The organism is Streptomyces lasalocidi, assembly GCF_005280215.1.
Classification (GTDB): Bacteria; Actinomycetota; Actinomycetes; order Streptomycetales; family Streptomycetaceae; genus Streptomyces; species Streptomyces longwoodensis.
The window spans coordinates 5,337,758-5,349,791 of sequence record NZ_SZNQ01000001.1 but is presented as its reverse complement, the minus strand read 5'-3'; the positions used below and the strand labels follow the sequence as shown (position 1 = coordinate 5,349,791).

Annotated in this window: 10 protein-coding genes and 2 riboswitches; of the genes, 1 reads left to right on the top strand and 9 read right to left on the bottom strand. The window is 71.2% G+C overall.

Features of this window, described 5'->3' with window-relative positions:
• Nucleotides 1-243: 243 nt before the first annotated feature.
• From E4U91_RS24205 to E4U91_RS24165, 9 genes are all read right to left on the bottom strand, one after another.
• Complete coding sequence (locus E4U91_RS24205) at nt 244-948, bottom strand: trimeric intracellular cation channel family protein (RefSeq protein WP_137308783.1); 705 nt, start codon at nt 946-948, stop codon at nt 244-246.
• A gap of 77 nt (nt 949-1,025) precedes the next feature.
• A complete protein-coding gene (locus tag E4U91_RS24200) occupies nt 1,026-2,426 on the bottom strand; it encodes an ABC transporter ATP-binding protein (RefSeq protein WP_402077124.1) in 1,401 nt (466 codons plus the stop codon).
• Between the two features lie 5 nt (nt 2,427-2,431).
• The gene (locus tag E4U91_RS24195) at nt 2,432-3,526 is read right to left on the bottom strand and encodes an ABC transporter ATP-binding protein (RefSeq protein ID WP_067238795.1); all 1,095 of its coding nucleotides are present in this window, start codon (nt 3,524-3,526) and stop codon (nt 2,432-2,434) included.
• Nucleotides 3,523-4,521 carry an ABC transporter permease gene (locus tag E4U91_RS24190; RefSeq protein WP_067238793.1) on the bottom strand — a complete coding sequence of 333 codons (999 nt, stop codon included), beginning with the start codon at nt 4,519-4,521 and terminating at the stop codon, nt 3,523-3,525. The genes E4U91_RS24195 and E4U91_RS24190 overlap by 4 nt, the downstream gene beginning before the upstream one ends.
• Before the next feature lie 113 nt (nt 4,522-4,634).
• Entirely contained in the window at nt 4,635-6,428 is a 1,794-nt protein-coding gene (locus tag E4U91_RS24185; protein ID WP_137308781.1) for an ABC transporter substrate-binding protein, read from the bottom strand.
• Nucleotides 6,429-6,498: 70 nt separating this feature from the next.
• Nucleotides 6,499-7,506, bottom strand: a complete 1,008-nt coding sequence (locus E4U91_RS24180) for an ABC transporter permease (RefSeq protein ID WP_137308780.1) — start codon at nt 7,504-7,506, stop codon at nt 6,499-6,501.
• A gap of 329 nt (nt 7,507-7,835) precedes the next feature.
• Nucleotides 7,836-8,645, bottom strand: coding sequence for an enhanced serine sensitivity protein SseB C-terminal domain-containing protein (locus E4U91_RS24175; protein ID WP_137308779.1), 810 nt, complete (start codon nt 8,643-8,645; stop codon nt 7,836-7,838).
• A gap of 122 nt (nt 8,646-8,767) precedes the next feature.
• The gene (locus tag E4U91_RS24170; RefSeq protein ID WP_137308778.1) at nt 8,768-9,559 is read right to left on the bottom strand and encodes an enhanced serine sensitivity protein SseB; all 792 of its coding nucleotides are present in this window, start codon (nt 9,557-9,559) and stop codon (nt 8,768-8,770) included.
• A gap of 102 nt (nt 9,560-9,661) precedes the next feature.
• Complete coding sequence (locus E4U91_RS24165; protein WP_137308777.1) at nt 9,662-10,330, bottom strand: AAA family ATPase; 669 nt, start codon at nt 10,328-10,330, stop codon at nt 9,662-9,664.
• A 179-nt stretch (nt 10,331-10,509) separates the two neighbouring features.
• A riboswitch (glycine riboswitch) is annotated at nt 10,510-10,614 on the top strand.
• Nucleotides 10,615-10,729: riboswitch (glycine riboswitch) on the top strand.
• A gap of 45 nt (nt 10,730-10,774) precedes the next feature.
• On the opposite strand from E4U91_RS24165, the gene gcvT reads away from it, so the two are divergent.
• Nucleotides 10,775-11,893 (top strand): glycine cleavage system aminomethyltransferase GcvT, encoded by a 1,119-nt coding sequence (gcvT, locus tag E4U91_RS24160; RefSeq protein ID WP_137308776.1) that lies wholly within the window; start codon nt 10,775-10,777, stop codon nt 11,891-11,893.
• Nucleotides 11,894-12,034 lie beyond the last annotated feature (141 nt).

Below are 12,034 nucleotides of genomic sequence, written 5' to 3'. Positions count from 1 at the left end.
CCGCGCAGAGCCGCGCCCTGCGCGCGCAGAACAACCCGTACGTGCTGCTGCGCCGGGCCGCCACCCCGCCCCCGGTCGCCCTGTACGTCTCCGGCCAGCCGGGCGACGGCTACGAGGCCGGCGTGGCGCTGCTGAAGGAGGCCAAGGCGCCGACCAGCGTGCACGTGGTCTTCCTGCCGCGGAGCGCGGGCGGCCACACCATGGCGCTGTGGCGGCCGCAGGTGGTGCCCGCCTTCACCTGGCTCACCGCCCAGCTCGGTCAGGGACACCCGGGGCGGGAGCCGAAGGGGGCTGCTCCTCACGCACCGTCGAACGGCGGTGCCAGGCACGCGGCGCTCGCCAGTGGTACCGCATCGCGAGAAGGCGCAGCACGAAGGCGGTGACCGCGGCCAGCCCGCTGGCGAGCGGGGTGAGGACGCCGTAGCGCAGGCACAGCGCCACCATGGTCGCGCCGACGATGGCCGGCACGGCGTACAGGTCGCGGTCCCAGCGCAGCAGCGAGGGCACCTCGTTGGCCAGCACGTCGCGCAGCACGCCCCCGCCGACGGCGGTGGCGAGGCCCAGCGCCGCCGAGGCGGTCAGGCCCAGGCCGTGGTCGTACGCCTTGGTCGTGCCCGCGACGCAGAACAGGCCGAGGCCGGCCGCGTCGAAGACGTTCACCCCGGCCTGGATGCGCTCGACCTCCGGGTGCAGGAAGAACACCAGGAGCGCGGCGAGCAGCGGGGTGAGGAAGTAGCCCAGGTCCGTGAAGGCGGCCGGGGGCACGGCGCCGATCACCAGGTCCCGGAACAGCCCGCCGCCCAGCGCGGTGACCTCGGCGAGCACGGCGATGCCGAAGACGTCGAAGTTCTTGCGGACCGCGAGCAGCGCACCCGAGATGGCGAACACGAAGATGCCGACCAGGTCGAGGGTGTGCTGGACGGACGGGCTGAAGAGTTGGTAGACCACCCTTCCATTCTCACCCAACCCGAAGCCCCCGCCTTACATTGCAAGGCGGGGGCCGGGTACTGCTGGCTTTTCGCTGCCTACTTCTCCTTGGCGGGAGCCTCCGGCGCGGCGGGGGCGTCCGGCGTGGCCGGAGCCTCCGCCTCGACCGCCGGGTCCGGCTCGGCGGCGGGCGCGGTCACGGCGGCGGGGTCCGCCTTCGCGACCGGCTCGGCGTCGGCGGCCGGCTCCGCCGCGGTGTCCACGGCCGGCGCGGCCTCGGCCGGCGCGGCGGCCTCGGTCGACGCTGCCCCGGTCGGCGCGGACGGCTTCTCGGGGGCGACCTCCGCCGCCACCGCGGCCGACGTCTCCGCCGACTCCGCCAGCACCTCGTCCGGCACCAGCTCGCTCGCCTCCTTCGCGGCGGTCAGCAGCACCGTGTCCTGCGGCTGCTGGTCCTCGAAGTTCTCCGGGTGGTGGCAGGCGACCCGCTGACCGGGGCGCAGCTCCAGGAGCGGCGGCTCGGTCGTGCGGCAGATCTCCGTGGCCTTCCAGCACCGGGTGTGGAAGCGGCAGCCGCTCGGCGGGGCGATCGGCGAGGGCACGTCACCCTTGAGCAGGATGCGCTCGCTCTTCTCCGCCTTGCGCCGCGGGTCCGGGATCGGCACCGCGGACATCAGCGCCTTGGTGTACGGATGCATCGGCGTCTTGTAGAGCAGGTCGCGGTCGGCCAGCTCCACGATCTTGCCGAGGTACATCACCGCGATCCGGTCCGAGACGTGCCGGACGACCGACAGGTCGTGCGCGATGATCACGTACGTCAGGCCCAGTTCCTGCTGGAGGTCGTCCAGCAGGTTGACGACCTGCGCCTGGATCGACACGTCGAGCGCGGAGACCGGCTCGTCGGCCACGACCAGCTTCGGGTTCAGCGCGAGCGCGCGGGCGATGCCGATGCGCTGGCGCTGACCGCCGGAGAACTCGTGCGGGTAGCGGTTGTAGTGCTCGGGGTTGAGGCCGACCACCGACAGCAGCCGCTGCACTTCCTTCTTGATGCCGCCCTCGGGCTCGACGCCCTGGAGCTTGAAGGGCGCACCGACGATCGTGCCGATCGTGTGGCGCGGGTTCAGCGACGAGTACGGGTCCTGGAAGATCATCTGCACGTCGCGGCGCAGCGGACGCATGCCCGCCACCCCGAGGTGCGTGATGTCCTTGCCCTCGAACTCGACCTTGCCGGCCGTCGGTTCGAGCAACCGGGTGATCAGCCGGCCCATCGTCGACTTGCCGCAGCCCGACTCGCCCACGACGCCCAGGGTCTCGCCCGCGCGCACCTCGAAGTCGATGCCGTCGACCGCGTGGACCGCGCCGACCTGCCGCTGGAGCAGGCCCTTCTTGATCGGGAAGTGCTTCTGCAGGCCGGTGACCTTCAGCAGCACCTCGCCGTCGGCGCGGCCGCCGCCCGTGTTCTGCGCGGGAATCGTCGCCGCTTCGTCGTCGCGTTTCACGTCACTCACAGCTTCGGCGCAATCTCTTCGGTCCAGATACGCTCCCGCTGCTCCGTGCTCAGGTGGCAGGCGGCCCAGTGCCGGCTGCCGACCTCGGCCAGCTCGGGGCGGACCGTGCGGGTGACGTCGTCCTTCGGAATGTCCGCGTACGGGCAGCGCGGGTTGAAGGCGCAGCCGGACGGGACGTTGATGAGGGAGGGCGGGGAGCCCTTGACCGGGATCAGGCGTTCCTGCTGCTCGCGGTCGAGCCGCGGCATCGAGCCGAGCAGGCCCCAGGTGTAGGGGTGGCGGGGCTCGTAGAACACCTTGTCCGCCGGTCCGCGCTCCACGCAGCGGCCGCCGTACATCACCAGGATGTCGTCGGCCAGTTCGGCGACGACGCCCAGGTCGTGGGTGATGACGATGACCGCGGAGCCGAACTCCTTCTGCAGGTCCCGGATGAGGTCGAGGATCTGCGCCTGGACGGTCACGTCCAGGGCGGTCGTCGGCTCGTCCGCGATCAGCAGTTCGGGGTTGTTGACCAGCGACATCGCGATCATCGCGCGCTGGCGCATACCGCCGGAGAACTCGTGCGGGTAGTTGTCCACCCGCTTGTCCGGCTGCGGGATGCCCACCCGGTCGAGCATCTCGACCGCGCGGCGGCGCGCGGTCTTCTTGTCGACGTCGTGGTGGATCCGGTACGCCTCCACGATCTGCTGGCCGATCGTGTAGTACGGGTGCAGCGCCGACAGCGGGTCCTGGAAGATCATCGCCATCTCCCGGCCGCGCAGCTTGCGCACGTGGTCGGGGTCGGCGGTGAGCAGCTCGGTGCCGTTGAGCCAGATCTCGCCGGAGATCTGGGCCTTGCGCTTGCCGTACTGGCCGGCGGTGTGCAGGCCCATGATGCCGAGCGAGGTCACCGACTTGCCGGAGCCGGACTCGCCCACGATGCCGAGGGTCTTGCCCTTCTCCAGCTGGAAGCTCAGCCCGTCGACGGACTTGACCAGGCCGTCGTCGGTCGGGAAGTGCACCTTCAGGTCGCGCACTTCCAGGAAGGCGGAGGGGGCGGCGCCGCTGACGGGCTCCCCCAGGGCCGCTCCGGTCTTGCTCAGGTCGGTCATGTGAGCCTCACTCGGGGGTCGATCACGGCGTAAAGGATGTCCACCACGAGGTTGGCGAAGAGCACCGCGAGGGAGGTGATCAGGGTGACGCCCACGATGACGGGCAGGTCCTGGTTCCTGATCGCGAGGAGCACCTCCCGGCCGAGACCGGGGAGGTTGAAGGTCGACTCGGTCAGGATCGCGCCGCCGATGAGGGCGCCGAGGTCCATGCCGAGCATGGTGAGGATGGGGGTCATCGTGGAGCGCATGGCGTGCTTGCGGATGACCACCGGCTCACGCAGGCCCTTGGCGCGCGCGGTCCGGATGTAGTCCTCGCCGAGGATCTCCATCATGGTGGCCCGGGTGATCCGGGCGTACATGGCGGCGTAGAGGAACGCCAGGGTGACCCAGGGGAGGATCATCCCGGTGAACCACTTGCCCGGGTTGTCGGTGAACGGCACGTAGGTCCCGGAGAACCAGTTGAGGCCGAACACGAAGATCGCCAGGCTGAGCATGCCCGTGAAGTAGATGGGCAGGGAGACACCGGCGAGGGCGACGACCATGGCGCCGCGGTCCCAGAGGCTGCCGCGCTTGAGGGCGGAGAGCACACCCGCCGAGACACCGAGGATCAGCCACAGGACGGCCGCACCGAGCGCCAGACCCAGGGTCACCGGGAAGCGGTCGGTGAGCACCGGCCAGATGGCCTGCTCGCTGCGGAAGGAGTAGCCGAAGCAGGGAGCCGCACAGTGGATGGTGTCCCCGCCGCCGGTGTAGGTCCGGCCGACGAAGATGCCCTTGAAGAACTCCCAGACCTGGACGTAGATCGGGTCGCCCAGACCCAGCTTCTGCCGCACCCCTTCGACTGCTGCGGGGTCGGCCTGCTTGCCCACGAAGCTCGAGGCGATGTCGACGCCCGCCCACTTCGGGACGAGGAAGAAGATGCAGAAGACCACCGTGATGATGACCACCAGCATCACTGCGGCGGCGAACAACCGCCTGATGAGGTAAGTGAGCACAGCTCTCGGCCCGCCGCGGGACCGCGGGCCACCGGAGGTCTTCCGGTGGCCCGCAGTTCACGCTGCGCCGGCCTTCACCTGCCTTTCGTGCCGTTCGGCGGGTGTGCCGGTTGTCAGGAGGCGGACTTCAGACCGAGGTTCACGAAGTCGTACATGCCGCTGTAGTTGTCGGACGTGTACACGTTCGCCAGTCGGTCCGAGCGCCAGTTGATGAACTTCTCGAAGACGAAGGGCAGGTAGTAACCGCCCTCCATGACCTTGTGGTTGATCTCCGTGGCGATCTTCTCCTTGCCCGCGTCGTCCAGCGTGGTGACGTACTGGGAGAAGAGGCCGTCGATCGCCTTGTCGTTGATCAGCGCGTAGTTGTTGTTACCGCTCTGCAGGATGTACTTGCTGTCCCACAGCGGCAGACCGAAGCCCTGGACGGTCGGGAAGTCCGGACCCCAGCCCATGATGATGATGCCGTAGCCCTTCTTCTTCACGTTCGAAGGGCTGCCGATGATGCCGGCGGTCTGGGAGCCGTCGTACTGGTCGATCTGGGCGTTGATGCCGACCTTCTTCAGCGACGCCTGGAGCGACTGGGCCGTGGCGACCTCGACCGGCTTGTTGTTGCGGACCGCGATCGTGGTGCTGAAGCCGTTGGGCTGGCCGCAGGCCTTGAGCTCTTCCTTGGCCTTGGCGACGTTGCCGCTCTTGTTGGCGCCGTTGAGCTCGTACGGGTCGTACTTCTGGCCCTCGGCGCCCGGGACGGACGGCGGGAGCATGTTGGTGCCGATGTCGCCACCGGCGACGGGGCCACCGCGCGCGGTCTGCAGCGACACGTGGTCGGCGCCGTAGATCACGGCCTTGCGGCAGTGCTCGTTGTCGAACGGCTTCACGCTCTGCGGGAAGACCGCGTAACGGACGTAGCCGGAGACCGGGTTGTCCAGGTTGGCCTTGTGCTGCTTCAGGGCGGTGGTGCGGCCCTGCGGCGACATGCCGGTCTGGTTGATGTCCAGGTCCAGGTCACCGTTGAGCAGGCGCTGGTCCAGCTCGTTGGCGTTCGAGAAGAACGTGACGGTGATCTTGTCCGGGTAGGCCTTGCGGACCGGGTCCGAGGCCTGCTTCCAGCTCGCGTTGCGAGCCAGCGTCAGGCTCTTGCCCGGGCTGTACGACTCGAACTTGTACGGGCCGGAGGAGAACGGCTTCAGGCCGTACTTCGACTTGGTGTCCTTGTCCTGGCGGACCGGGGAGGCCGAGACCAGGGCCAGGATCTCCTCGAAGTCGGAGTTGGCCTGCGGGAGGTGGAAGACGATGGTCTTGTCGTCCGGGGTGTCGATCGCCTTCAGGCCGAGCTTGTCGGCGGAGGTGTCCTTGTACGGGCCCTTGTACGTGCCCTTGGGGTCGAGCACCTCCTTGAGGTACGTCGGACCGCCGGACAGCACGTCCTGGGCCCACACGCGCTCGATGCCGTACTTGACGTCCTTCGACGTGATCGGCTTGCCGTCCTCCCACGTCACACCGTCACGCAGGGTGTACGTGTAGGTCTTGCCGTCGTCGGTGACCTTGGCGAGGCCGGTGGCGAGGTCCGGAGTGAGCTGGGCGCCGCCCTTGCCCGGCTCCGTCTTGCCCGTGACGAGCTGACGGCTGTAGTAGCGGGCGAAGTTCCACATGAAGCCGTAGTAACCACGCGTGGTGTCCCACGAGTCGGCGTCCTGGGCACCGCCGAACTTCAGGGTCCCGCCCTTCTTGACCGCGGAGGCCTGGGCAACCTTGTTGTTCGCGGCGTCGAAGCCGGCGGCGCCGTTCTTCGAACCGCCGTCGTCGTCGCCACCGCCGCCGCACGCCGCCGTGGTCAGCAGCGCAGCGACCGCGGCCGCAGCGGCCAAGGCCTGCTTACGCCGCCCTGAGGTGCGTTGGGTAGTCACGATCTCGGATCCTCCGGATTTGATGAGAGACCCCGTGTCAGGTGCCACGGGACGTTGCAGGTCCGCCGGCTCAGCGGGAGCCCTTCGGGTCCAGCGCGTCCCGCACGCCGTCGCCGAAGAGGTTGAAGGCCAGAACGGTGATGAAGATCGCCACGCCGGGGACCACCATGTACATCGGGTCCGAGTCGTAGTAGTCCAGCGCGCTGGAGAGCATCTGGCCCCAGGACGCGGTGGGCGGCTTGACGCCCACGCCCAGGAAGCTCAGCGCCGCCTCGGTGAGGATGTTGGTCGGGATCATCATCGTCGTGTACACGATGATCGGGGCGACCAGGTTGGGCAGCAGTTCCTTGAACAGGATGTAGAGGCGGCCGGCGCCGAGCGACCGGGCGGCCTCGACGTACTCGCGCTCACGCATCGAGAGCGTCTGGCCGCGCACCACGCGGCCGATGTACGGCCAGCCGAAGAAGCCGATGACCAGGATCATCACGAAGACGCGCACGCCCGTGCCGGTCAGTCCCAGCATCTCGTTCGGCATCACGGACACCAGGGCGATGATGAAGAGCAGCTGCGGGAAGGCCAGCAGACCGTCCATCACGCGGCTGATCAGGGAGTCGACCCAGCCGCCGAAGAAGCCGGCCAGGATGCCGAGGATCGTGCCGAGGACGACGGCGACCAGGGCGGACAGGAAGCCGACCAGCAGGGAGATGCGGGCGCCGTAGAGGATGCGGGCGAAGATGTCACGGCCGTTGACCGGCTCGACACCGAGCAGGTGGTCGCCGCTGACACCGCCCAGCGAGCCGGTGGGCGTGCCGAACAGGGGGTCGATCAGGTTCTCGTGGTACGCGTTCGGGTCCTGGCCCAGCAGGCTCGTGATCACCGGGGCGAGCAGGGCCAGCGCGATGAGCAGGAGCACCACGGCACCGCCCGTCAGGGCCAGCTTGTCCCGCTTCAGGCGCTCCCAGGCGATCCGGCCCAAGGAGCGTCCCTGTACGGCCTTCGCGTCGGCGCTGGCGACCGCCGCTTCCTCGGCCGCGCTCGGGGCCGCTTCCGCGGTCGGCTCGTGCAATGGTGCCGTCATCTGGCAGGGACCCCTCTCAACCGGCGGTGGCCGGCCCGCACTTGCCGCTGTAGCGGCGTGATCAGTCCGTCGTACACAGGGGCGAACACCCCTGGAGCCGGAGTCTTCAACGCTTTGGCGATCTGTAGCCAGACTTGGCGGTGAAAGGATGCGTAAACGTGATACGCGCTGATGTATTCCGTTATCCGGACGGTGGGTAACGCCACCCGGACGCGTGCAAATTCGGACACTTGCTACGCAAACGGAAGCAACCGCCCCACTCTACGCGCGCAGACCCTCAATGGCTGGATGAAGGTCGGTCAGGGGTAAGGTCATCGGGTCGCCGCCGCTCAGTACCGTGCGGGCGGGGGGTAGCCGTAGCCCGCCGCCGGCGCCTGGGCGGGCGCCGCGGGGAGCGCCGGGACGTGCGCCTCACGGTCGTAGAACGGCCGCGCCTGGGCCCGCATCCACAGCACGACCGGGTCGTGGTCGTCGGTCATCGTCACCGTCGACACCGGGAGCCCGTCGGGCACGGCGCCGACGGACCGCTGCATCATGGCGCGCACCGCGTCCACGGACGCCGGGCCGGCGTCGTACACGTCCAGGCCGATGGTGAGGTACGGCGCGCCGAGGGCCGGCTGCACCCACGCGCGGCGCAGGGTGCGCACGGCGGGGGTGCGGTGCGCGTTCTGCGCGAGCAGGGCGTAGAACTGCGGGATCTCCACGGCCGGCTCCGACAGCCGCAGCGGGCCCGCCGGCTGGCGCTCCAGGCCGGTGGCGATCCGCCGCAGGTCGAGCCAGGGGATGCCGACGCCGCCACCCGGGGCGTGCGGATTCAGCCAGAGCCCGAGGTGGTCCGGGTACAGCGCGCGGGCCGCCTCGAGACCGTCGATCACCTCGTACGACCGGTTCCAGCCGCTGGCCGACAGCTCCTGGGCCGAGGTCACGCACGGGGCGTACCCGTGGCCGTCGACCTCCATCGCGCCGTACTGCGCGTCCGGGGAGCCCGCCTGGCCGCGCCAGAGCAGCATCCAGACCTGGCCGGTGGACGGGGTGGCGAGGGCGCGGAGCAGCGCCTCGTAGGCGTCGTAACGCCCGGGCGTGACCTGGCGCAGCATGTGCTCGACCTGGCCGGTCGCGGCCGTGCCGCTCGCGCTCACCTGTTACCGCCCCTTCGCTGAGGACTCGTATAGGGGAACAGCTTAAGTGGCGGCGCCCGCCACGGCCGCCTCCCGAGGGGCGACTTGTGCGGTACCGGGGGGTGCGCCGGCCCCGCCCGCGGTCAGGCGCCGGCCGTGTAGAACGGGCGCACCTGGGCCTTCATCCAGTCGCCCACCGGGTCCTGGGCGACGTCCAGCAGGATCAGGTTGACCGGCCACCGCACCGGGACCCGGCCCAGCGCGCGGCCGAGGGCGTCCTGGGGCACGGCGCGCAGGTCGCCGTCCCACGCGGAGAGTTCGACGCCGACGAACAGCACGGGGTCGGCGGTCTCGATGGCGGCGAGGCACCGGCGGGCCGTCAGCACGACGCCCGTCGCGCCGAACTCGGCCGACGCCGCGGACAGGAAGTCCACCGGGTCGTCCTGCCAGTCCGGCTCGAAGAGCCGCACCCGTCCGCCGCTCGCGAACCCGTCCAGCGGCGTGCGGCCCGCCCGGCACAGCTCGGCCACCGCGGGCGGGGGCAGCGGGACGCCCACCACACCGTCCGGGTTGACCGCGATGCCCACCTGCGGGGGCAGGCCCCGCGCGAACTCCACGGCCGGGGCGATGGCGTACGCCATGTGCGCGCCGACGACCTGGCGGAACTGCTCCTCGGAGCTGAACACCGGCACGTACGCCTGGCCGTCCAGCTCCAGCGTGGGCAGGTCGAGGGGGCCGCTGTGCGGGCCGCCGCCGTTGGGCAGCGGCACCCAGACGAAGCTGCGGCCCAGCACCTCCACGATCCGCCCGCCCGCGCCCGGCACACCGAGCGAGGCGGAGAGCACCTCCTCCAGCTCGTTGCCGGGCCACCCGCCGTGGGGCTGCGGGTGGGGCCGGGCCGGGAAGGGTGCGGGCACGTCCGCCGGGAAGTCCATGGTCTGCCTACCGCCTGCTGGGCTCGCTCTGCTGTGGCTGAAAAGGCTAGCGGGTGGCCGTTCGGGGCCGGCGGGCCCGGCGGGCGGGGAGCGCCCGGCCCCTCAGCCGGTGAAGCCGATCCGGGTCAGGGCGTCCGCCGCGGCCCGGTCCAGGAGGACCGCCGACGCGCAGCCGTCGGGCAGGGTGCCCCGCTCCACCGCCCGCAGCAGCCGGGCGGCCGCCCGGCGGTGGCGCAGGAAGGCGTAGCGCGAGACGCCCCGGCCGCGCTCACGCTGGCCTTCCAGCGCGGTGCCGGGCGGGACGTCGAGCAGCAGCAGGTGCAGCGCGCCGCCCCGGCGGCGGGCGGCCCGGCCCAGCCAGGCGCGCACCCAGCTCTGCGTCCCGCAGTCGTGCACCACCAGGCCCTCGCCGGAACGCACCGCGCGCCGCAGCCCGGCGTAGTGGGCGAGGCGCACCAGCGGGCGGTAGACGGCGTACGGCAGGACGCCGGCGAGGCGCGCGTCCCAGCGGTCGCGGGTGTCCTGGGAGTCGACGCCCCGGCCGCCGGCCGCGCGCCGCATCAGCGTGGACTTGCCGCTGCCGGGCAGCCCGGTGATCACGACCAGGTCGTGCGGCCCGAAGAGCAGGGCGCGCGGCCCATGGCCGGCCCGGTCGCGCAGGTCCCGCACCACCGGGACGCGCTCCTCGGCCCGGGACGTGCGGGACGGTGCGGTGCCCTGCGCGGGCAGCGCGACCGCTGGGGTGCTCGCGTACGCCGTGGTCCTGTCCACCGTGATCGTCCTCCCCTGGGGGCCGGGTGTCGGTCCCCTCCCCGCCCTGCGTAAAGAGAAGGTAATGCCCGGTGGCTCACGGCGGTATGCGCGTACCGCCACAAGCCGGTTACAGATCCGGCCTGCCGCCCGCCGCCCCGGCGTGCAATGATGAGCCCGCCAACTGCATACCGGCCGTTTGAATCCGCGCGGGAGAGTCCCCGGGTCCCCTCTGGACCGCCCGGGGCGCCGAAGGAGCAAGTCCCTCCCTTGAATCTCTCAGGCCCCGTTACCGCGCGGGCGAGGCACATCTGAAAAGCGGGCCGCCCCGACCGGCGGCCCCACCCAAGGTGCAAGCCGTGACCACTCCCCGCGGGGATCACGGCGAACCTCTCAGGTTCCGATGACAGATGGGGAGGAACGTTCCTCGCCCCCGTCCCGTATGCCCTGGGAGACGACCGACCGATGAGCAGTACCGAACCCCGTCGTACCGCGCTCGACGCCGTGCACCGTGCCCTCGGCGCGACGATGACCGACTTCGCCGGCTGGGACATGCCCCTGCGCTACGGCTCCGAGCGCGAGGAACACCTCGCCGTGCGGACCCGGGCGGGCCTGTTCGACCTCTCCCACATGGGCGAGATCGCCGTGACCGGCCCGCAGGCCGCCGCCCTGCTGAACTTCGCCCTGGTCGGCAACATCGCCTCCGTGGGCGTCGGCCGCGCCCGCTACACCATGATCTGCCAGGCCGACGGCGGCATCCTGGACGACCTGATCGTCTACCGGCTCGCCGAGACCGAGTACCTGGTCGTCGCCAACGCCTCCAACGCCCAGGTCGTGCTGGACGCGCTGACCGAGCGGGCGGCCGGCTTCGACGCCGAGGTGCGCGACGACCGCGACGCCTACGCGCTGCTCGCCGTCCAGGGCCCTCAGTCGCCCGGCATCCTCGCCGCGCTCACCGACGCCGACCTCGACGGCCTGAAGTACTACGCCGGCCTGCCCGGCACCGTCGCCGGGGTGCCCGCCCTGATCGCCCGCACCGGCTACACCGGCGAGGACGGCTTCGAGCTGTTCGTGAAGCCGGAGCACGCCGTGGAGCTGTGGCAGGCGCTCACCAAGGCCGGCGAGGGCGCCGGGCTGGTCCCCTGCGGCCTGTCCTGCCGGGACACCCTGCGCCTGGAGGCGGGCATGCCGCTGTACGGGCACGAGCTGACCGCGGAGCTTACCCCCTTCGACGCCGGGCTCGGCCGGGTGGTGAAGTTCGACAAGGAGGGCGACTTCGTGGGCCGCGAGGCGCTCACCGAGGCCGCCGCACGCGCCGAGTCCAGCCCGCCGCGCGTCCTGGTCGGCCTGGTCGCCGAGGGCCGCCGCGTGCCGCGCGCCGGGTTCCCGGTGGTCGCGGACGGCGCGGTGATCGGCGAGGTCACCTCGGGCGCGCCCTCGCCCACGCTGGGCAAGCCGATCGCCATGGCCTACGTCGACGCGGCGCACGCCGCGCCGGGCACGGCGGGTGTCGGCGTCGACATCCGGGGCAGCCACGAGCCGTACGAGGTCGTGGCGCTGCCGTTCTACAAGCGCCGGAAGTAGACACTGGGCGCGCGGCGACGCGCCCGTGCTCCGTCGGTCCGGGTGCCGCAGGCGCCCGTGGGCCTGCGGCAGCGGTGCCGTCGGCGCTCGCGTCCCGGTGCCCGCGCCCCGGCGCCCGGGCGTGACCTCGGACACAGGTCC

Excerpts from the sequence above, each read along its gene's own strand:
- E4U91_RS24195 (WP_067238795.1), bottom strand. The coding sequence starts at position 3,526 with ATGACCGACCTGAGCAAGACCGGAGCGGCCCTGGGGGAGCCCGTCAGC.
- E4U91_RS24180 (WP_137308780.1), bottom strand. The coding sequence starts at position 7,506 with ATGACGGCACCATTGCACGAGCCGACCGCGGAAGCGGCCCCGAGCGCG.
- E4U91_RS24170 (WP_137308778.1), bottom strand. The coding sequence starts at position 9,559 with ATGGACTTCCCGGCGGACGTGCCCGCACCCTTCCCGGCCCGGCCCCAC.
- gcvT (WP_137308776.1), top strand. The coding sequence starts at position 10,775 with ATGAGCAGTACCGAACCCCGTCGTACCGCGCTCGACGCCGTGCACCGT.